A 19,741-nucleotide genomic window follows, 5' to 3' on the forward strand; every position below is an offset into this window, starting at 1 on the left:
GTCGCGCAGGCCGCCGATGCGTCACTGGCCGAGACCTAAAATGCGCGGTTTCATCCTCGTTGCCCCCGCATGCCCAAGGTGCCTTCCACTCCCGCGTCCAGTCCGGCGCCCACGCCCGACACGGGCCCGATGCCCGTCAGCTACGAAGCGGGACTCCAGGAACTCGAGCAACTGGTCGCGGAACTCGAGTCGGGCCAGCTGCCGCTCGACCGGCTGCTGGGCAGCTACCAGCGCGGTGCCGCGCTGCTGGCCTTCTGCCGCGACCGGCTGCAGGCGGTGGAAGACCAGATCAAGGTGCTCGACGCGGGCAGCCTCAAGCCCTGGGCCGCCGAATGACCGCGGCCACCAATTCCCCAGCCTGGGACCAGGCCCGCCTCGCGCTCTGGAGCCGTCCGCACCTCGAGCGCGTCGAACAGGCGCTGTCGGGCTGGGTCGGCGTCGATTCGCCGGTGCTGCTCGGCGAGGCCATGCGCTATGCGGTGCTCGACGGCGGCAAGCGGCTGCGGCCGCTGCTGGTGCTCGCGGCCAGCGAGGCGGTCGGCGGCAATGCGGCCGCGGCGCTGCGCGCGGCCTGCGCCACCGAACTGATCCACGCCTATTCGCTGGTGCACGACGACCTGCCGTGCATGGACAACGACGTGCTGCGCCGCGGCAAGCCCACGGTGCACGTGAAGTTCGGCGAGGCCGACGCGCTGCTCGCGGGCGACGCGCTGCAGGCGCTGGCCTTCGAGCTGCTCACGCCCGATGGCGACGAGGTGCCGCCCGCGATGCAGGCCACGCTGTGCCGCATGCTGGCGCGCGCCGCCGGCAGCCAGGGCATGGCCGGCGGCCAGGCGATCGACCTCGCGAGCGTGGGCGTGGCACTCAACGAAGCACAATTGCGCGAGATGCACCGGCTGAAGACCGGCGCGCTGCTGCAGGGCAGCGTCGAGATGGGCGCGGCCTGCGGCACCGGTGTGTCGCCCGCGGCGCTGACCGCGCTGCGCGGCTATGGCGCGGCGATCGGCCTGGCCTTCCAGGTGGTCGACGACATCCTCGACGTCACGGCCGATTCGCAGACCCTCGGCAAGACCGCCGGCAAGGATGCCGCGGCCGACAAGCCCACCTATGTGTCGCTGCTGGGGCTCGAGGGCGCCCGGGCCCAGGCATCGCAACTGCTCGACGATGCGCTCGCCGCGCTCGATGCGAGCGGCCTGCAGGACACCGCAGCGCTGCGCGCGCTGGCCCACATGGTCGTAGACCGCGACCGCTAGACAAGAACGAACACCACGATCCATGGCCGCTCCGCTGCTCCCCACGCTCAACGATCCGTCCCCCATCCGCCAGTACGACCGGGCCCAGCTCAAGCAGCTGTCCGACGAGGTGCGCGCCTGCGTGCTCGACAACGTCTCGCGCACCGGCGGCCACCTGAGCTCGAACCTCGGCACGGTGGAGCTCACGGTCGCGCTGCACCACGTGTTCAACACGCCGCACGACCGGCTGGTGTGGGACGTGGGCCACCAGACCTATCCGCACAAGATCCTCACGGGCCGGCGCGAGCGCATGCCCACCCTGCGCCAGCTCGGCGGCATCTCGGGCTTCCCGCAGCGCAGCGAGAGCGAGTACGACACCTTCGGCACCGCGCACTCGTCGACCAGCATCTCGGCCGCGCTCGGCATGGCCATGGCCGCCAAGCAGAAGGGCGAGGACCGCTTCACCGTGGCCATCATCGGCGACGGCGCGCTCACGGCCGGCATGGCCTTCGAGGCGCTCAACAACGCGGGCGTGTGCGACTGCCGGCTGATCGTGATCCTCAACGACAACGACATGTCGATCAGCCCGCCGGTGGGCGCGCTCAACCGCTACCTCGCGCAGCTGATGAGCGGCAACTTCTACGCCGCCGCCAAGAACGTGGGCAAGAGCGTGCTGCGCGCCGCGCCGCCGCTGTTCGAACTGGCCAAGCGCTTCGAGCAGCATGCCAAGGGCATGGTGGTGCCGGCCACGCTGTTCGAGCAGTTCGGCTTCAACTACGTGGGCCCGATCGACGGCCACGACATCGACTCGCTGGTGCCCACGCTCGAGAACCTCAAGCATCTCGAGGGCCCGCAGTTCCTGCACGTGGTGACCAAGAAGGGCCAGGGCTACAAGCTGGCCGAGGCCGACCCCGTGGCCTACCACGGCCCCGGCAAGTTCGATCCGCAGGTCGGGCTGGTCAAGCCCGCGTCGGCGCCCAAGAAGACCTTCACCCAGGTCTTCGGCCAGTGGCTGTGCGACACGGCGGCCAAGGACGGCCGGCTGGTCGGCATCACGCCGGCCATGCGCGAAGGCTCGGGGCTGGTCGAGTTCGAGCAGCGCTTCCCCGACCGCTACTACGACGTCGGCATCGCCGAGCAGCATGCCGTGACCTTCGCCGCGGGCCTGGCCTGCGAGGGCCTGAAGCCGGTGGTGGCGATCTACTCGACCTTCCTGCAGCGCGGCTACGACCAGCTGGTGCACGACGTCGCGATCCAGAACCTGCCGGTGGTGTTCGCGCTCGACCGCGCGGGCCTGGTGGGTGCCGACGGCGCCACGCACGCGGGTGCCTACGACATCCCGTTCCTGCGCTGCATCCCGAACATGAGCATCGCCTGTCCCGCCGACGAGCGCGAGACGCGGCAGCTTTTGACCACCGCCTACGAGCAGGACCACCCGGTGGCCGTGCGCTATCCGCGCGGCGCGGGTGCCGGCGTCGAGCCGCACCTCGCGCTCGACGGCCTGCCTTTCGGCAAGGGCGAGCTGCGCCGCCAGGGCCAACGCATCGCCATCCTGGCCTTCGGCACGCTGCTGTATCCGGCGCTCACGGCCGCCGAGGCGCTCGACGCCACGGTCGCCAACATGCGCTGGGCCAAGCCGCTCGACGTGGAACTGCTGCTCGAGGTGGCGCGCTCGCACGAGGCGCTGGTCACGCTCGAGGAAGGCGCGTTGATGGGCGGCGCGGGCAGCGCGGTGCTCGAGGCGCTGCAGGCCGCGGGCGTGCAGGTGCCGGTGCTGCAGCTGGGCCTGCCCGACCGCTTCATCGAGCACGGCGACCCGGCCAAGCTGCTGGCCTCGATCGGGCTCGACGCCGCGGGCATCGAGCAGTCGATCGCGCAGCGCTTCGGCCGCGAAGGCTGAGTCCGTTGTCTTGCTCCTTCCCCCTCTGGGGGAAGGCTGGGATGGGGGCATGCGGCCTCGAAAAGCGCCGCGGTCCTGCGCAAGGCCGCGTGCCCCCACCCCGGCCCTCCCCCAGCGGGGGAGGGAGAAACAGCCGAAACGATCAGCTGCCCAAGTAGGCTTCCTGCACCTTCGGATCGCCGAGCAAGTCGCGCCCGCTGCCCGACAGCACGATGCTGCCGGTCTCGATCACGTAGGCCCGGTCCGCGATCTTCAGCGCCTGGCGCACGTTCTGCTCCACCAGGAAGATCGTCAGCCCCTGGCGGTTGATCTCGCGCAGCGTGCGAAAGATGTCCTGCACGATGATCGGCGCCAGGCCCATCGAGGGCTCGTCCAGCAGCAGCACGCGCGGCTTCGCCATCAGGGCGCGGCCGATCGCCAGCATCTGCTGCTCGCCGCCCGAGAGGTTGCCGGCCAAGCCGTCGGCGCGGTCCTTGAGCACCGGGAACAGGGCGTAGATGCGCTCCAGGTCGGCCGTGCGCGCGGCCGCGCCGTCGCGCCGCGTGTAGGCGCCGAGCTCGAGGTTCTCGCGCACCGTCAGCGTGGTCAGCGTGGCGCGGCCCTCGGCCACCTGCACCACGCCGCCGGCCACGATCCTGTGCGGCGCGAGCGCGGAGATGTCCTGGCCCGCGAACACGACGCGCCCGGCGGTCTTCTTCACCAGGCCCGACAGCGCCAGCAGCGTGGTCGACTTGCCGGCGCCGTTGGCGCCGACCAGCGTGGTGATCTGTCCTTCGTGCAGTTCGAAGTCGATGCCCTTGACGGCCTGCACATGGCCGAAGGAGACCTTCAGGCCCTGGACCTGCAGCAGGGGTTGCTTGCTGAGTGCGCTCATGCCGCGGCCTCCGGTTCGTTGGTGGCTTCGTCGTCCTCGCGGCCGAGGTAGGCCTCGATCACCTGCGGGTCGTTGCGGATCTGCTCGGGGCCTCCGCGCGCGATGATGCGGCCGAAGTTCAGCACCGCGATCTGCTGGCACAGGCCCATCACGAAGCGCATGTCGTGCTCGATCATGAAGACCGTGAAGCCGCGCGCCGCGATGTTCTCGATCTCGACCATCAGCTCGCTCTTCTCGGTGCTGTTCATGCCGGCGACCGGCTCGTCGAGCAGCAGCAGCTTGGGCTCGGTGGCCAGCGCGCGCGCCAGCTCCAGCTTGCGCTGCTCGCCGTACGAGAGGTTGTCGGCGATGTCGTGCGCCTTGTGGTCCAGGCGCACCCAGCCCAGCAGCTCGTGCGCGCGTTCGCGGGCGCGCTTCTCCTCGCCGCGGAACAGGCCCGAGCCCGCGAGCAGGCCCAGCGGGCCGTAGCGCAGCTTCGAATCCATGCCCACGATCACGTTCTCCAGCAGCGACATCTCCTTGAAGACGCGGATGTTCTGGAAGGTGCGCGCGATGCCGCCGCGCGTGATCTGGAAGGGCTTGCGGCCCGCCAGGTCGCGGCCTTCGAAATGGATGCTGCCGCTGGTGGTCGGCAACAGGCCGGTGATCAGGTTGAACACCGTGGTCTTGCCGGCGCCGTTCGGTCCGATGAGCCCGAAGATGCCGCCTTGCGGGATCTCGAGGTTCACGTCCTGCAGCACCTTGAGCCCGCCGAAATGGCGCGACACGTTCTTCAATGTCAGCAGGGTCTGGCTCATGCGGCGCTCCCCTTGCGGCCGAACCACTGGCGGATGCGCGCCGGGTCCCAGATGCCCTTGGGCAGGAACAGCACGATCAGCACCAGGATGAAGCCGTTGACCACGAGGCGGAAGGCGCCCAGGCCGCGCAGCATCTCGGGCAGCAGCGTAAGGATGGTGCCGCCGAGCACTGGGCCGGTGAGGCCGCCGATGCCGCCGAGGATCGCCATCGTGAGGATGTCGACCGCGCGGTTGAAGCCGTATTCGGACGGGCCGATGAAGAAGGTCAGGTGCGCGTTCAGCGTGCCGGCCAGGCCGGCGATCGCGCCGCCGAGCACGAAGGCCAGCATCTTGTGGCCCGCCACGTCGATGCCCATCAGGCCGGCGGCGGTCTCGTCCTCCTTGATGGCCTCGAAGGCGCGGCCCACCTTCGAGCGGCGGATGCGCCACAGCACCAGCAGCACCAGCACCAGCGCGAGCGCCACGTGCCACCACTGGGTCGACTGCGGAATGCCGTTGAGGCCCAGCGCCCCCCCCGTGAGCGACTCGGCGTTGAGCACGGCGATGCGCACCACCTCGCCGAAGGCCAGCGTGGCCATCGCCAGGTACACGCCCGACAGGCGCAGCGTGGGCTTGCCGATGGCGAAGGCCACCAGCGCCGGCGCGGCCATGCCGGCCGCGATGGCGACCGGGAACGGCACGCCGTAGTTGAGCGTGAGGATCGAGGCCGCGTAGGCGCCGATGCCCATGAAGGCCGCGTTGGCCAGGGCCAGCATGCCGCAGGCCAGGGTGAGCCAGATCGAGAGCGCCAGCAGGCCGTTGATGCCCAGCGAGAGCACCAGGTTGCTGTAGACCGACCAGAAGTTGTCGAGCGCTTCCATGGTCAGACCTTGCGCTCCTTGAGCGAGCCGAACAGCCCCTTGGGACGCACCAGCAGCACCAGGAACAGAAGGCCGAAGGCCACCGCGTCGCGCATGGTGGAGCCCACGTAGGCCACCGACAGCACCTCGGCGAAGCCGAGGAACAGGCCGCCGAGCAGCGCGCCGCGGATATCGCCCATGCCGCCGAGGATGATCACGGCGATGCCCTTCTCGAGCATCGGCTGGCCCATCAGCGGGAACAGCGCGTTCGAGTACAGGCCGATCAGCACGCCGGCCACGCCGCCCAGGCCTGCGGCCACGAACGAGGTCAGGTAGAACAGGCCCTCGACGTTGACGCCCACGAGGTAGGCGGCCTTGGGCGATTCGGCGATGGCGCGCAGCGCGCGGCCGAGCTGCGTGCGCTGCAGCGACAGCAGCAGCACCGCCATCAGCGCGAAGGACGCGATGATGATGCCGAGCTCGAGCGCCGTGACGTGGATGCCCGCGAGCACCAGCGCGTCGTCGGGGATGGTGCCGGACGGGAAGCGCAGGTTCTCCGCGCCGAAGATGCCCTGCACGCCGTTGTTCAGGATGATGGCCACGCCGATGGTGGCGATCATCGGGATCAGGTGGGGCGCGTCGCGCTTGCGCAGCGGCTTGAGCACCAGCAGGTCGATCAAGAGGCCCAGCACGCCGCACAGCACGAACGCGAAGGGCAGGCCGGCCCACAGGGGCAGGTGGGTCAGGCGCATGAATTCGGCGGCCGCGTAGGCGCCCACCATGAACACCGCGCCGTGCGAGAGGTTGATGACGCCGAGCACGCCGAAGATGAGTGTGAAGCCCAGTGCGAAGAGTGCGTAGACGCACCCCAGCGACAGGGCGTTGACAAGCTGCTGATCGAGCACGATGGGCTTTCGTCGGGCCGCGGCCGAAGGGCGCCGCGGCGAATCAAAACAGGAAGAACGAAGGGCGCAGTGGGTCGTCCTGCGCCGGGTGCAAAAGGCAAGGCGGGGGCAAGGCGGGCCGCGCGGCCCGCCTCGAGCGGCGAAGGTGCCGCCCCTTGCTTACTTCTCGATCACGAACTGCGTGCCGCGCGTCACGCTCACGATGGCCGTCTGTTGCGCGTCGTAGCCGGCGGGCTTGCCGGCCTTGTCCTTGGCGCGCGCGAAGGTGAAGGCGCCGGTGGCACCGGTCCACTTCACGTTGGGCAGTGCGTCGCGCAGGGCGGTGCGGTCGGCCGGCAGGTTGCCCGACAGCTTCACGCCCTTGAGCGCCTGCGCCACCACGTACAGGCCGTCGTAGGCCTGGGCCGCGAACTGGTCGGGCGCGACCTTGAACTTGTCGTTGTAGGCCTTCTGGAACTTGGTGTTCTCGGGCGTGGCGTTGCTGGCCGACCAGGGGCTGCCGACGTAGAGGTTGTCCGAGCTGCCCTTGGCCAGGTCGAAGATCTTGGTCGAGTTCATGCCGTTGCCGCCGATGACCGGCACGTTCAGGCCGAGCTGGCGAGCCTGCACCATGATCGGCGCGCCCTCGGCCAGCAGGGCCGACAGCACGATGGCGTCGGGGTTGCTGGCCTTGATCTTGGTCAGCTGGGCCTTGAAGTCCACGTCGCCCTTGGCGAAGGTCTCGGTGGTGGTCACGGGCAGCTTCAGGTCCTCGAGGGCCTTCTTGAAGTTGTCGTAGCCGCTCTTGGTGAACACGTCGTCGTTGCCGTAGAGCACGGCGACCTTCTTGACGTTGGCGTGCTTGATCGCCACGCGCAGGGTCTCGGGCAGCACGTCGGCCTCGGTCACCGAGTTGCGGAACACGTAGTCGCCGATCGAGGTGATGCCGTCGGCGGTGTTCGAGGTGCCGAAGGCCACCGTCTTGGCGGCCTGGGCGATCGGGTCGGCGGCCTGGGCCGAATTCGACAGCGTGGGGCCGAAGGTCATCAGGACCTTGTCCTGGAAGATCAGCTTCTTGAAGACGTTGATGGCGTCTTCCTTCTTGCCCTGCTCGTCCTCGATGGCGAGGACGATCTTGTCGCCGTTGATGCCGCCGGCGGCATTGATCTCGTCGGCCGCGAGCTGGAAACCGTTGCGGATCGCGGCGCCGTACTGGGCGGCACCGCCGGACAGCGCGGCGGCGACGCCGATCTTGATGTCGGCGGCTTGCGCGCCGAAGGCGGTGGCTGCGGCGAAGGCGAGCAGCGCGGGCTTGAAGGAATGGGAGAGTCTCATGTCGGATGCCGTATCGGAGGAGTGTGTAAGGCGGATTAACATTTTATGCCTCGTCGGAATCCGGGCTTCGGCGGCGTCCGCAACAGCCTTTTCGGCGCTTCGGGCGACTTCTTCGCCGGCGTGGTCGGCATCGCCCACATTGCTGCAGCGCAGGGTAAACCCCGGCCGGTCGCTGTAAGCGCGTTTTTACAATCGCCCGGGCTTCTACAAGAGTCCCCAGCGGTCACAAGCCGTGCGTTGTTTTTTCCAAGTATTCGGAGAGCTATCCATGGATCGTCGTTCCCTCATCAAAAACGCCGGCATCGCTGGCGTCCTGGCTGCCGGCATCGCGCCTGCCGTTCATGCGCAGGCCACCGTCCGCTGGCGCCTGGCGTCGAGCTTTCCCAAGTCGCTGGACACCATCTTCGGCACCGCCGAGGTGTTCGCGAAGAGCGTCAGCGACATGACGGGCGGGAAGTTCCAGATCTCGGTGCATGCCGGCGGCGAGCTGATGCCCGCGTTCGGCGTGGTCGACGGCGTGCAGAACGCCTCGGTCGAAATGGCCCACACGGCGCCGTACTACTTCTACGGCAAGGACCCGACCTTCTGCCTCGGCTGCTCGGTGCCCTTCGGCATGAACACCCGCCAGCAGAACGCCTGGATGTACGAAGGCAACGGCCTGAAGCTGATGCGCGCCTTCTATGCCAAGTACAACATCATCAATCTGCCCGGCGGCAACACCGGCGCGCAGATGGGCGGCTGGTTCCGCAAGGAAATCAAGTCGGTCGCCGACCTCAAGGGCCTGAAGTTCCGCACCAACCCGTTCGCTGGCAAGGTGCTCGAGCCCTTCGGCGTGATCCCGCAATCGATCCCCGGCGCCGACCTGTACCCCGCGCTCGAAAAGGGCACGCTGGACGGCCTGGAGTGGGTCGGCCCGTACGACGACCAGAAGCTGGGCTTCAACAAGATCGCCCCGTTCTACTACTACCCCGGCTGGTGGGAAGGCGGCCCCGAGCTCGACTTCTACATCAACAACAAGGCGTGGGAAGGCCTGTCGGCCGACTACAAGGCGATCGTCGAGGCGGCCGCCGCGCACGCCAACATCACGATGACGGCCAAGTACGACGCCAAGAACCCGATCGCGCTCAAGCAGCTCGTGGGCTCGGGCACCAAGCTGCGCCCGTTCTCGCAGGACGTGATGAACGCCGCCTTCAAGTCGGCCCAGCAGGTCTACTCGGACCTCAACAACTCCAACCCCGAGTGGAAGAAGATCTACGGCGACTGGTCCAAATTCCTGGCCGACCAGAACGCCTGGTTCCGCTACACCGAAGGCACCTTCGACCGCTTCATGCAGCAGCAGAAGTTGTAAGCGGCGACTCCTTCGCGCCCATGCAGAAGCCCCGCCGGCAACGGCGGGGCTTTTTTCATTTGGAGGGCGTGCCGAGCAGCGCGGCGCGCGCGGCCTCGGACGGGAACACGCAGGCCACGTCGTGCGCGCAGCCCGGCACCACCGTGACCTCACGGCGCCTGGCCGGTGCGAGCAGCGTGCGGTCGTACTGCGCGTAGGCCAGGCCGCGCTGCAGCCGGTAGGGGCCTTGCGCCGCGGCCGCGCAGGACTTGTCGAGCACCCGGTAGGCCGTGCCCTTGCCCTCGCCGGTGTCGAGCTCGCCCTGCAGGTAGTGGATGTCGGCGGCGGCATAGCGCGCACGGGCCTGGGCGGCGTCGCGGCCCAGGTGCGCGGGCAGGCCCTCGGTGCCGTACTTCCAGCGGTCGAGCGCGGGGCAGGCGGCGGCGTCGCTCGGCGGAAACGGACGGAACGCATCGAAGTAGAGCCAGGTGCCGGGGTCGGCCACCACGTAGCGCAACGCGAGCGAGGCCGCGGGTGGGTCGGCCGCGAAGCCGATGTAGTGCTGCACCATCTGCGCGCCGGCCGAGAAGCCCGCGATGGTGACCGTGCGCAGGCTCGGCCAGCGCCGGTGCAGCTCGGCCACGAGCGCGTCCATGGCCGCGAACGACGACAGGCCATTGCCGTTCTCCGCGCGGCCGCCTTCGAGCCAGGAGGCGCAGGTCCACAGCAGGTCGCCGTCCTGCGCCGCCGGCACGCCCGCGCTGCTGCACTTGCCGGCCTTGTCGGCCGCGACCTGGAACAGCGGCGCGATCACCAGCGTGCGCTCGAGCGCGCCGGCCTGGCGCACGGTGCGCAGCGCCGCGTCGAAGGTCTTGCCGGCATCGCGCGGATGGCCGTGCATGGCGACGAGCGCCTGCGTGGGGCCCGCGCCGGGGGCGAGCGAGGCGTAGTAGTGCAGGGCGCCACCGGCTTGCGGCGGCTCGAAGGCGCGGTAGCAGTCGGGCGCGGCCGATGCCGTGCAGTCGGCGGTGGCACCAGTTGCGAATGCAGCGAGGCACAGGGCCGCGGCCAGGGCACGCGCACCGTTCGATGGGAGAAGGGATCCGGGATGCATGCGGCTATCTTCGCCGCATCGGGTGCCGCGAGGCTGACTCAGGCGCCGTTGTCGTCGGTAGCCGCTGGCCGCGCCGGCACCGCGCGCAGCGCCACCTGCTCGCCGAAGGCGACCAGCACCTTCGGGTCGTAGGCATGGAACCAGGTGATGCCGCCATTGCGACGGCGCACCAGCAGGCGCGGCGCGACGACGCGCTCGAGCATGCGGATGTGGACCAGCTTGAGCTGCGAGGCGTCCTGTGCGCGAACGCGCTTGGTCCACAGCCAGGTCTGGACCAGCTCGTCGCCCTCGAGCCGGGTACGGCTGTAGACGATCCAGTAGCCGACCCACACCACGCACAGGCCCGCGAGGCCGAAGACCACGAGGCTCGAGGTCGACCAGCTGGTCTCGCGCAGCGAGGGCAGGCTCCAGAGCGCGATGGCGAAAAGGTCGACGACGATGACGACCGCGAGCGTGCGCAGGAGCGGCGGGAAGGCGGCGCTCTCGAGCGCAGCGCCTGCGTCGGCGCCGGCCTGCGTCACTGCTTGGCGCCGTCGGCGGGCGCCGGCGCGGGCTCGGCCGCCGGGGCCGGCTCGTCCTTCTTCTCGTTGCCGAACGGGTCTTCCATGTTCACGCCGTTGGCGTCGGGTGCGTTCGACTGCTCGTCCACCGGCATCTCGAGGATCACCTTGTCGATGTCGACCACCTTCTCCTTGTCGAGGAACACGGTCACCGTCTGCGGGAAGAAGATCACGATGGCCACCAGCAGCAGCTGCATGATGACCCAGGGCACGGCGCCCAGGTAGATGTCGCGCGACTCCACCTTCTTGGGCAGCGCCCCGTTCTTGAACAGGGTGTCGGCGATCCCTCGCAAATAGAACAGCGCGAAGCCGAACGGCGGATGCATGAACGAGGTCTGCATGTTCACGCACAGCAGCACGCCGAACCACACCATGTCGATGCCGAGCTTGTGGGCCACGGGGCCCAGAAGCGGCAGGATGATGAACGCGATCTCGAAGAAGTCGAGGAAGAACGCGAGGAAGAAGACGAAGATGTTGACCGCGATCAGGAAGCCGACCTGGCCGCCCGGCAGGCCCGAGAGCATGTGCTCGATCCACTTGGCACCGTCCACGCCCTGGAACACCAGCGAGAACACGCGCGAGCCGATCAGGATGAACACCACCATGGCCGTCAGGCGCATCGTGCCTTCCATCGCGCCCTTGAGCAGCTCCCAGTTCAGGCGGCGGTGGATCAGCGCGAGGATCAGCGCGCCGACCGCGCCCATGGCGCCGGCTTCGGTCGGCGTGGCGATGGCCTTGTCCATGAACGGCAGGCCGCCCATCGAGCCGAGCACCGCGAAGATCAGGATCGCCGACGGAATGATGCCGCGCAGGCACTTGCCCCACAGCGCCCAGCCGTTGAGCGTGCGCGCGCTGGCCGGCAGGCCCGGCACGTAGCTCGGGTAGATGCGCCCGATCAGGAAGGTGTAGATCGCGAAGATGATCACCTGCAGGATCGACGGACCCCAGGCGCCCTTGTACATCTGGCCGACGTCGGTGCCGAGCTGGTCGGCCATGACGATCAGCACCAGCGAGGGCGGCACCAGCTGCGTGATGGTGCCCGAGGCGGCGAGCACGCCGGTCGAGTAGCGCATGTTGTAGCCGTAGCGCATCATCACCGGCAGCGAGATCATCGCCATCGCGATCACCTGGCCCGCCACCGTGCCGGTGATGGCGCCGAGGATGAAGCCCACGATGATCACCGAGTAGCCGAGGCCGCCGCGCACCGGGCCGAACAGCTGGCCCATGGAGTCGAGCATGTCCTCGGCCAGCCCGCATTTCTCCAGTACCGCTCCCATGAGGGTGAAGAAGGGGATCGCGAGCAGCGTCTCGTTCGACAGGATGCCGAAGACGTTGAGCGGCAGGTTGGCCATGAAGCCGGCCGGGAACCAGCCCATCTCGATCGCGAAGAAGCCGCAGATCAGGCCGAGCGCCGAGAGCGAGAACGCGACCGGGAACCCGATCAGCATGATCACGACGAGCCCCGCGAACATGATCGGGGCGAAGTTTTCCATGTGCATTTCTACTTATCCTGCCGTTGGGACACAGAGAAGGGAGACGGTGACGGGGCGAGGGCGCTGCGCGCTCACTGCACCGGCTTCTCGTAGTGCGTGTTCATCTCGATGAGCCCACGCAGGTAGGCAATGCGCTTGACGATTTCCGCCACGCCCTGCAGGAACATGGCGGCGAAACCCACCGGCATCAGCAGCGCGGCGGGCCAGCGGACCAGCCCGCCGATGTTGCCCGACATCTCGCCCGTGACCCAGGTGTTCCAGAAGTAGGGCCAGGTGAGGTAGGTGAACATGCCCATCACCGGCAGCAGGAAGAAGATCAGGCCGAACAGGTCGACGTAGACCGGGCCGTTGCCCTTGAGCTTGCCGTAGATGATGTCCACGCGCACATGCTCGTTGAAGCGCAGCACCACGGGCGCGCCGAGCATCACGGTGGCCGCGAACAGGTACCACTGGATCTCGAGGAAGGCGTTGTTGCTGAAGTCGAAGCCGTAGCGCACGAGTGCGTTGGCGGCGGAGATGAGCGAGGCGGCCAGCACGGTGTAGCCGGCGAACTTGCCGAACTTTTCGCTGACCCAGTCCATGCCGGCCGCGAATTTGAGGAATGCAGACAAGGGGTGTCTCCCACAAAGCCCAGGGTGAAGGCGACAGGCCCTGGTGGGGCCTGCGCAAAGCCCGCAATGGTAACGCGGTGTACCTTTGTATTGCCCCGTCCGCCGGGGCCGCAACGCCCGGGTTTACCCGGGAGTCGGCACCCGCGATGCCCGGGGATGGGTGCTGATAATGGACCGATGTCTTCCAGCCCGCTGCCCTCGACTCCCTCAGGCGCCCTGGGCCTGCCGCATTCGATCGATTCGCCCGACATGCACCGCGCCGGCCGCGAGCTGCTGTCGCTGGCCCTGATCGACGCACGCAACCACACGCTGCACCTGCTGTCGCTCTACGAGCAGGCGCTGGGCTCGGCCGCGCTGCCGGTGCCGCCCGAGCTGCAGCGCGAGGAGGGCATGCAGCCGCCGGTCTGGCTGGCCGGCCACATCGGCTGGTTCGCCGAATGGTGGATCGGGCGCAACACGCAGCGTGCCTTCGGCGCCGACTGCCCGGTGCGGCCGACGCGGCTCGCGGCCATCGACCCCGGCGCCGACGAGTGGTGGAACCCGGCCCAGATCGGCCCCGAGCGCCGTTGGTCGCCCGAGCTGCCGGACCTGGGCCAGACCAAGGCCTACCTGCTCGAGACGCTCGAGAGCACGCTCGAGCTGCTCGAGCATGCGGCCGAGACCGATGCCGGCCTGTACTTCTACCGCCTCGCGCTGTTCCACGAGGACCTGCGCGGCGAGCAGTTCGTGGTGATGGCGCAGACCCTCGGGCTGCCGCTGGGCATCGAGCAGGCGCCCGTGAGCGTGGTGCGCGAGCCGCTGGCGCTGCCGGCCACGCGCTGGACGCTGGGCCGCGACGAGGCCGGCTTCGCCTTCGCGCAGGAGCGCGGCGCGCACCGCGTCGACGTGCCCGAGTTCGAGATCGATGCCCAGCCGGTCACCTGGAACCAGTTCACCGAATTCGTCGACGACGGCGGCTACGACCGCGAGGAGCTCTGGCACGGCGAGGGCTGGCGCTGGCTGGCCGCGCAGGCCGAGGGCCGGCGCGGGCCGCGCCATGTGGAGCAGATCGGCGCGGCGCGCAGCGCCACCGGCGGCTCGGTGCTGCAGCAGCGCTTCGGCGCCACCGTGCGCGCCGCCGGCCACCACAGCGCGGTGCACCTGAGCTGGTGGGAGGCCGATGCCTGGGCGCGCTGGGCGGGCCGCCGCATCGCGACCGAGGTCGAGTGGGAGATCGCGGCCCACACCGCGGCGCGGCGCGGCTTCCGCTGGGGCGACGTGCACGAATGGACCGCGGGCACGCTGCAGCCCTGGCCCGGCTACCGCGCCGATCCGTGGAGCGGCGGCGGCGAGTTCGATCCCGCCGCGGGCTTCGGCCGCGCGCGCGTGCTGCGCGGGGCCTCGTTCGCGACGCGCGCCCGGCTGCGCTCGATGCGGCGGCGCGGCTTCGCGCTGCCGCAGCGCGACGACGGCTTCCTGGGGTTCAGGACCTGCGCGCTGTAGCCGGCGCGGCGTTCAGTTCATCCGCTGCAGCTGCACGTCGGTGACGGCCACGCTGCCCGCGGCCTTCGGGAAGCGCAGCGTCACCTGCTTGATGTGCGCGAGGTCCACGCCATGCAGCGCGAAGGCCTTGAGCGGAACCGCCACCATGTTCAGCAGCGGCCGCGTGGTGCCGGTGTCGGCATAGATCGCGTCGTCGGGCGCGTCGACCAGCGGGATCGCACCGTCGGGCTTGCGCGCGATGCCATAGAGCGCATCGCTGAAGTCGCTGCCTTTGAGCGCCGCCTTGCGGCCCTGCGTATCGGTCAGCGCGATCTCGACCTCCTGGCCGATCGGCGCCAGCACGGCGACGCGCACGCTCAGCGTGTCGAAGCCCTGGGCGGAGAGGTCGCCGGTGTCGATGGCCACCACGGGGCCGGCCGTTTCCCACTGCAGCTGGGCCTGGTCGGCGATCGACCAGATCAGCAGGTTCTTCCTGTCGTACGAGGAGGGGCTGTAGCGCTCGCCCTCATTGAACAGGGCTTCGACCGGAAGCTGGCTCACGGGATCGGTGCAGGACGCCTCGCGAGCGTTCGGCGCGGCGACGATGGCCAGGAAGCGGCATTGAACGGTCGTCTTGAAGCGCTCGTACGCGGTCGACAGCCCGCTCGCGTTCTTCGCGCTGGCATCCACGTTGCGGAAGTCCTGCAGCAGCTTGCGCTGGGCGGCGGGCTGGTGGACCGTCAGCACGACGCGTTCGTCGCAACGGCTTTCGCCAGCCGGGCAGCCGGCCGGTGGAATCGGGGCCTGGCCTTTCCAGTAGGGCGCGAACTGGAACTCGTCGCCGACGAAGTAGCGCAGGAACGAGGCCATCAGGAAAGCGCCGTTGCGGCGCTGGTCGTCGGGGCTCAGGCGCAGCGTGTCGATCTTCCCCGACTGGCAATAGAGCGGGGCGTATTTCTCGGCATCGTCGTCCTCGGACCAATGGTCGTTGTAGAAGTTGTGGTTGGCGCCCCTGACGACCACCTGGTACTTGGGCGCGCTCTCGTCGTTCGCCGTGTTGCGGCTGTCGTCGAAGATCTGCGCGCCGTTGAGCGTGTAGACATCGCCGTCGCAGGTGGGCAGCAGGGTGGCGAACGGCACATGGGTCACGCGCGACAGCTGCCTGGCATTGATCGGCGCCAGCGAGAACACGGCGCGGACGCGGTGCGGCGGCTCGGTGGACGAAGGCAGGACGACGCCCGACTGCAGCAGGGCCTCGGGCGAGGTCATCTGCGCGAGCCACTTCTCGCTGTCCGCGTTGATCGCGTAGGAGAACGTGTTCACGTCACGGAACTTCGCGTTGACTTCCTCGAGCGCGGCCTGCTCGGCGGCGAGTCGGGCCTGCGCCTGCGCCGCCTGCTGCTGCAACTGCTGCAGGGCCTGCGTCAGGGCGTCGATGTGCTCGGGCGATGCGGGCGGCGACTGGATTCGCGCGGCCAGCAGCGCCGCCTGGGCCATGAACAGCTTCACGGTGACGTCGGTGGCGACGGCGGTGGCTTCATCGACCCGCTTCTCGGCTTTGTCCTTCTCGGACTTGGCCAGCGCGACGAGCTCGCGGCTGCGGCGTGCCGTCTCGACGTCCTGGTAGCTGATGCCGATGCGCTGCTTGTTCAGTTCCACCGCGTAGGCGACCGCTTCCGCGCCGCGCGAGTGGCCGACGATGCCCACGCGCTCGAGGTCCAGCTTGCCCTTGAGCTCGGGCATCGCGACACCGTTGAAGAGGCCGGTCGCATTGCCGGCGCGCAGCAGGTCGAGCGTGGTCATGAGCAACTGGCCGCGCGCGAACGCGCCGGCGTCCGAGGCGTTCCAGCTGCTGAGCCCGTTGATCTTTCCGGCGTCGATGGAGAAGGCGACATAGCCGTGCTCGGCCAGGTCCTTCTGCAGGTAGTCGTAGCCCTTGGCGTTGTTGAGATCGGAGGAGTCGTGCATGCCATGCAGGAAAACCACCACCGGATGGCCGCCGCTGGCCGAGGGCTGGACCTTGGAACTGCCCGGCGTGCCGGCGGGCCCGGCCGGATAGCGCACCGTGCCCTGCAGCGGCACCGTGTAGATCACGTCCTTGTATTGCGCATCGGCCACCGCCGTGGTGCCGAAGCCGTAGACCACCTGCGCCGAGGACTGGTAGTCGCCCTTCTCGCCGAACGGCACCGTCGCCGTGAAGCGCGTGATCGCCGTCGGGTCCTGCGGATCGGGTGGGGTGGTCACGGGAATCGTCGGCACGGGGTCGGCGGTCGCGGTGGGAGCCGTGGGTGGGGCCGTGAGCGACAGCGTGCTGCCGCCATCGTCGCCGCCACCGCATCCGCTCGCGAGCGCGAGCGCAAGAACGATCGCGCAGGCTGCCGCCATGCGCATGGAACGCCTTCTTTTCATTTGCTTTCTCCCAAGATTTCTTAAGGATCGAGGCGATGGGCGGCGGGGCCGCAACTCGCCTCTGGCGATGTCGGCATCGCGATAGCCAATGAATCGAAGACGGGTGTCGACGTTTGTGAGAGTCCTGCGTCTCGCGCTGCGGACCGTGGAGTGAAAGCAATTCACGTGCCCCCGCGCGGCACCTTCCTAGTGCAACCGTGTGGCGATGTTGTTTGTGCGCCTCAGCGTTCGCCGCCGTGCCCGGAGGCCAGCGGCGGCGCCACCTCCTCGAGCGGCTTGCGTTCAGCGTCGGCCGCGTAGCGCAAGGCCAGCAGCCCGGCCACCACCACCAGCACCGCGGCGAAGCAGTAGCCCACCATCACCGCGCCGCGGCTGCCGGTCTCGATCAAGAGGCCGAACAGCACCGGCGCCGCGAAGCCGCCCGCGCCCATGCCGATGGCATAGAAGATCGCGATGGCCATGGCGCGCATCTCGAGCGGGAACACCTCGCTGACCGTGAGATAGGCCGAGCTCGCGGCGGCCGAGGCCAGGAAGAACACGGCGGACCAGCACAGCGCCTGGCTGCGCGCGTCGAGCCAGCCCTGCATGAAGGCCCAGCCGGTGAAGGCCAGGCCCACGCCCGCCAGCACATAGGTCAGCGCGATCATGCGGCGCCGGCCCACGCTGTCGAACAGCGGGCCCAGCAGCAGCGGCCCCAGCACGTTGCCGAGCGCGAACGGGAAGATATAGAGCGCCACGCTGGCCTCGGGCACGGCGTAGAAGCGCGTCAGCACCAGCGCATAGGTGAAGAAGATCGCGTTGTAGAAGAAGGCCTGCGCGATCATCAAGGCGAGCGCGACCACGCTGCGCTGCCGGTAGTGCTGCAGCAGCACGCGCGCCACCTGCCGCATCGGCGGGCTCTCGCGGCGCGCGGCCGTGTAGTCGACGTAACTGCGCGGCGCGGGCAGCGGGCCGTGCTGCGCCGAGACCTCGGCCTCGATTTCGTCGACGATGCGTTTGGCTTCGTCGGCGCGGCCGTGCGCGATCAGCCAGCGCGGGCTCTCGGGCACGTGGCGGCGCACCAGCAGGATCGCCACCGCGAGCACCGCGCCCAGGCCGAAGCCGGCGCGCCAGCCCCACACCGGGCCGATCACGCGCGTGTCGAGCAGCACCAGGCTCAGCCCGGCACCGAGCGCGGCGCCGATCCAGAAGCTGCCGTTGATCGCGAGGTTGACGCGACCGCGCACGCGCGCGGGGATCAGCTCGTCGATGGCCGAGTTGATGGCCGCGTACTCGCCGCCGATGCCCAGCCCGGTGACGAAGCGGCACAGCGCGAAGAAGGCGAAGTCGGGAGAGAAGGCCGTGGCCAGCGTGCCGAGCGTGTAGACCACCAGCGTGACCAGGAACAGCTTCTTGCGTCCGAGCCGGTCGGTGAGCCGGCCGAACAGCAGCGCGCCGAGCACGGCGCCGGCCACGTAGATCGAACCCGAGAGGCCGATCTCGCCGGCCGTGAGCCCCAGCGTGTCGGGCCGCTCGAGCACGGCGCCGATCGAGCCCACCAGGGTGACCTCGAGGCCGTCGAGCACCCAGGCCACGCCGAGGGCGATCACCACGCGCCAGTGCCAGCGGGACCAGGGCAGGCGGTCGAGGCGGGCGGGGATGTCGCTGCGCAGCACCGTCATGCGCCCGATTATGGGAAGCGTGCCGTGCCCCGCGTTGTAGGACCGACGCTGCAATGCGCCGGTCCGATGAACTCCCCGCTCAGGCCGCGACGGCCGCCGATGGCTGGCGGATGCCCATGGCCTCGAGCGTCTCGGCGATGGCGGCGACCGCGCCCGGAATGCCCGCGTCGCCGAAGTGCCCCATGCAGCCCACGCGGAAGGTCTCCACCTGCGTGAGCTTGCCGGGGTAGAGGATGTAGCCGCGCTTCTTGACCTCGTTGTAGAAGGTCTTGAAGTCGTAGCGCGGATCGTCGGGCGCATGGAAGGTGACGATGATCGGTGCCTGGATGGCGGGGTCGAGGAAGGCGCGCAGGCCCAGCGCGGCCAGCCCGCTCACCAGCGCCTTGCAGTTGCGCGCATAGCGGCCGCCGCGCGCGGCCAGGCCGCCTTCCTCCACGTACTGCGCGATCGCGGTGTCGAGCGCGGCCACCACGTGGGTGGGCGGCGTGAAGCGCCACTGCGTGGTCTTCTCCATGTAGACCCACTGGTCGTACAGGTCCAGGCTCAGCGAGGGGCTGTGGCCCTCGCATTGCTCGAGCGTGCTGCGCCTGACGATCACGAAGCCCATGCCCGGCACGCCCTCGAGGCACTTGCCCGAGGCCGCGACCACGGCATCGAACGGGGTCTTGCGCGCGTCGATCTCGAGCGCGCCGAAGGAGCTCATGGCATCGACGATCAGGCCGCGCCCGTGCCTGGCCACCACCAGCGCGATCTCGTGCAGCGGGTTGAGCACGCCGGCGCCGGTCTCGCAGTGCACCACCGCGACGTGGGTGATGCCGGGATCGGCCGCGAGCGCGCGGTCCACGTCGGCGGGCGAAATCTGTTTTTCTTCCGTGTAGTCGATGGTGGTCAGCTTGCGGCCCAGCACCTTGCAGATCTTCGCGAGGCGCTGGCAGTAGGCGCCGTTGCTCGGCACCAGCACGTGGCCGTCGCGCGGCACCACGGTGCCGATGGCGGCCTCGACCGAGAAAGTGCCGCTGCCCTGCAGCGGCACGCATTCGTGCGTGCCCGTGCCGTGCACGATCTCCAGCACCTGGCGGCGGATGCGCGCGGTGATCTGGTTGAAGTCGCCGTCCCATGAACCCCAGTCGCGCAGCATCGCCTGGCGCGTGCGCTCGGACGTGGTCAGGGGGCCGGGGGTGAGCAGGATCGGATGCGGGGCTTGACTCATGGTGTCTCCAGGCAGGGAAGGGGAATGACGTGGG

Annotated in this window: 17 protein-coding genes; 5 read left to right on the forward strand and 12 right to left on the reverse strand. The window is 69.2% G+C overall.

What is annotated here, in order from left to right; all coding sequences use genetic code 11:
• Positions 1–69: 69 nt before the first annotated feature.
• The 3 genes from xseB to dxs are packed head-to-tail and all read left to right on the forward strand — an operon-like array spanning position 70 to position 3,132.
• Positions 70–336 carry an exodeoxyribonuclease VII small subunit gene (gene xseB, locus INQ48_09435; GenBank protein ID QRF59419.1) on the forward strand — a complete coding sequence of 89 codons (267 nt, stop codon included), beginning with the start codon at positions 70–72 and terminating at the stop codon, positions 334–336.
• Complete coding sequence (locus INQ48_09440; protein QRF59420.1) at positions 333–1,253, forward strand: polyprenyl synthetase family protein; 921 nt, start codon at positions 333–335, stop codon at positions 1,251–1,253. The genes xseB and INQ48_09440 overlap by 4 nt, the downstream gene beginning before the upstream one ends.
• Before the next feature lie 22 nt (positions 1,254–1,275).
• Complete coding sequence (dxs, locus tag INQ48_09445) at positions 1,276–3,132, forward strand: 1-deoxy-D-xylulose-5-phosphate synthase (GenBank protein QRF59421.1); 1,857 nt, start codon at positions 1,276–1,278, stop codon at positions 3,130–3,132.
• Between the two features lie 142 nt (positions 3,133–3,274).
• On the opposite strand, the gene INQ48_09450 is transcribed toward dxs, so the two are convergent.
• The 5 genes from INQ48_09450 to INQ48_09470 form a co-directional block, all read right to left on the reverse strand.
• Positions 3,275–4,006 carry an ABC transporter ATP-binding protein gene (locus INQ48_09450; GenBank protein QRF59422.1) on the reverse strand — a complete coding sequence of 244 codons (732 nt, stop codon included), beginning with the start codon at positions 4,004–4,006 and terminating at the stop codon, positions 3,275–3,277.
• Positions 4,003–4,791 (reverse strand): ABC transporter ATP-binding protein, encoded by a 789-nt coding sequence (locus tag INQ48_09455; GenBank protein ID QRF60673.1) that lies wholly within the window; start codon positions 4,789–4,791, stop codon positions 4,003–4,005. The genes INQ48_09450 and INQ48_09455 overlap by 4 nt, the downstream gene beginning before the upstream one ends.
• 8 nt (positions 4,792–4,799) lie before the next feature.
• Positions 4,800–5,663, reverse strand: coding sequence for a branched-chain amino acid ABC transporter permease (locus INQ48_09460; protein QRF59423.1), 864 nt, complete (start codon positions 5,661–5,663; stop codon positions 4,800–4,802).
• A gap of 2 nt (positions 5,664–5,665) precedes the next feature.
• Positions 5,666–6,547, reverse strand: coding sequence for a branched-chain amino acid ABC transporter permease (locus tag INQ48_09465; GenBank protein ID QRF59424.1), 882 nt, complete (start codon positions 6,545–6,547; stop codon positions 5,666–5,668).
• Between the two features lie 159 nt (positions 6,548–6,706).
• Positions 6,707–7,861 carry an ABC transporter substrate-binding protein gene (locus INQ48_09470; protein QRF59425.1) on the reverse strand — a complete coding sequence of 385 codons (1,155 nt, stop codon included), beginning with the start codon at positions 7,859–7,861 and terminating at the stop codon, positions 6,707–6,709.
• Between the two features lie 268 nt (positions 7,862–8,129).
• Here INQ48_09470 and dctP point away from each other — a divergent pair, with 268 nt between their 5' ends.
• Positions 8,130–9,209, forward strand: coding sequence for a TRAP transporter substrate-binding protein DctP (gene dctP, locus INQ48_09475; GenBank protein ID QRF59426.1), 1,080 nt, complete (start codon positions 8,130–8,132; stop codon positions 9,207–9,209).
• A 55-nt stretch (positions 9,210–9,264) separates the two neighbouring features.
• Here dctP and INQ48_09480 read toward each other — a convergent pair whose 3' ends face one another.
• The 4 genes from INQ48_09480 to INQ48_09495 all read right to left on the reverse strand — a co-directional run bounded on the left by INQ48_09480 (position 9,265) and on the right by INQ48_09495 (position 12,966).
• Positions 9,265–10,302, reverse strand: coding sequence for a hypothetical protein (locus tag INQ48_09480; protein ID QRF59427.1), 1,038 nt, complete (start codon positions 10,300–10,302; stop codon positions 9,265–9,267).
• Between the two features lie 38 nt (positions 10,303–10,340).
• Positions 10,341–10,823 carry a hypothetical protein gene (locus INQ48_09485; protein ID QRF59428.1) on the reverse strand — a complete coding sequence of 161 codons (483 nt, stop codon included), beginning with the start codon at positions 10,821–10,823 and terminating at the stop codon, positions 10,341–10,343.
• A complete protein-coding gene (locus INQ48_09490; protein QRF59429.1) occupies positions 10,820–12,361 on the reverse strand; it encodes a TRAP transporter large permease subunit in 1,542 nt (513 codons plus the stop codon). Before INQ48_09490 ends, INQ48_09485 begins: the two co-directional genes overlap by 4 nt.
• Positions 12,362–12,426: 65 nt before the next feature.
• On the reverse strand, positions 12,427–12,966 hold the full coding sequence (locus INQ48_09495; protein QRF59430.1) for a TRAP transporter small permease subunit: 540 nt from the start codon (positions 12,964–12,966) through the stop codon (positions 12,427–12,429).
• A 177-nt stretch (positions 12,967–13,143) separates the two neighbouring features.
• Between INQ48_09495 and INQ48_09500 the strand changes: the two genes are divergently transcribed.
• Positions 13,144–14,448 (forward strand): SUMF1/EgtB/PvdO family nonheme iron enzyme, encoded by a 1,305-nt coding sequence (locus INQ48_09500; GenBank protein QRF59431.1) that lies wholly within the window; start codon positions 13,144–13,146, stop codon positions 14,446–14,448.
• Between the two features lie 12 nt (positions 14,449–14,460).
• Here INQ48_09500 and INQ48_09505 read toward each other — a convergent pair whose 3' ends face one another.
• The 3 genes from INQ48_09505 to INQ48_09515 form a co-directional block, all read right to left on the reverse strand.
• On the reverse strand, positions 14,461–16,818 hold the full coding sequence (locus tag INQ48_09505; GenBank protein QRF59432.1) for a hypothetical protein: 2,358 nt from the start codon (positions 16,816–16,818) through the stop codon (positions 14,461–14,463).
• A gap of 239 nt (positions 16,819–17,057) precedes the next feature.
• Positions 17,058–18,497 carry an MFS transporter gene (locus INQ48_09510; GenBank protein ID QRF59433.1) on the reverse strand — a complete coding sequence of 480 codons (1,440 nt, stop codon included), beginning with the start codon at positions 18,495–18,497 and terminating at the stop codon, positions 17,058–17,060.
• 79 nt (positions 18,498–18,576) lie between these two features.
• Positions 18,577–19,707 carry a 2-aminoethylphosphonate--pyruvate transaminase gene (locus INQ48_09515; protein QRF59434.1) on the reverse strand — a complete coding sequence of 377 codons (1,131 nt, stop codon included), beginning with the start codon at positions 19,705–19,707 and terminating at the stop codon, positions 18,577–18,579.
• Between the last annotated feature and the right edge of the window lie 34 nt (positions 19,708–19,741).

Origin of the sequence: Variovorax paradoxus (assembly GCA_016806145.1) — a bacterium.
GTDB lineage: Bacteria > Pseudomonadota > Gammaproteobacteria > Burkholderiales > Burkholderiaceae_C > Variovorax.

Excerpts from the sequence above, each read along its gene's own strand:
- INQ48_09510 (QRF59433.1), bottom strand. The coding sequence starts at position 18,497 with ATGACGGTGCTGCGCAGCGACATCCCCGCCCGCCTCGACCGCCTGCCC.
- INQ48_09450 (QRF59422.1), bottom strand. The coding sequence starts at position 4,006 with ATGAGCGCACTCAGCAAGCAACCCCTGCTGCAGGTCCAGGGCCTGAAG.
- xseB (QRF59419.1), top strand. The coding sequence starts at position 70 with ATGCCCAAGGTGCCTTCCACTCCCGCGTCCAGTCCGGCGCCCACGCCC.
- dxs (QRF59421.1), top strand. The coding sequence starts at position 1,276 with ATGGCCGCTCCGCTGCTCCCCACGCTCAACGATCCGTCCCCCATCCGC.
- INQ48_09460 (QRF59423.1), bottom strand. The coding sequence starts at position 5,663 with ATGGAAGCGCTCGACAACTTCTGGTCGGTCTACAGCAACCTGGTGCTC.
- INQ48_09505 (QRF59432.1), bottom strand. The coding sequence starts at position 16,818 with ATGCGCATGGCGGCAGCCTGCGCGATCGTTCTTGCGCTCGCGCTCGCG.
- INQ48_09470 (QRF59425.1), bottom strand. The coding sequence starts at position 7,861 with ATGAGACTCTCCCATTCCTTCAAGCCCGCGCTGCTCGCCTTCGCCGCA.
- dctP (QRF59426.1), top strand. The coding sequence starts at position 8,130 with ATGGATCGTCGTTCCCTCATCAAAAACGCCGGCATCGCTGGCGTCCTG.
- INQ48_09515 (QRF59434.1), bottom strand. The coding sequence starts at position 19,707 with ATGAGTCAAGCCCCGCATCCGATCCTGCTCACCCCCGGCCCCCTGACC.
- INQ48_09440 (QRF59420.1), top strand. The coding sequence starts at position 333 with ATGACCGCGGCCACCAATTCCCCAGCCTGGGACCAGGCCCGCCTCGCG.
- INQ48_09480 (QRF59427.1), bottom strand. The coding sequence starts at position 10,302 with ATGCATCCCGGATCCCTTCTCCCATCGAACGGTGCGCGTGCCCTGGCC.
- INQ48_09490 (QRF59429.1), bottom strand. The coding sequence starts at position 12,361 with ATGCACATGGAAAACTTCGCCCCGATCATGTTCGCGGGGCTCGTCGTG.
- INQ48_09500 (QRF59431.1), top strand. The coding sequence starts at position 13,144 with ATGTCTTCCAGCCCGCTGCCCTCGACTCCCTCAGGCGCCCTGGGCCTG.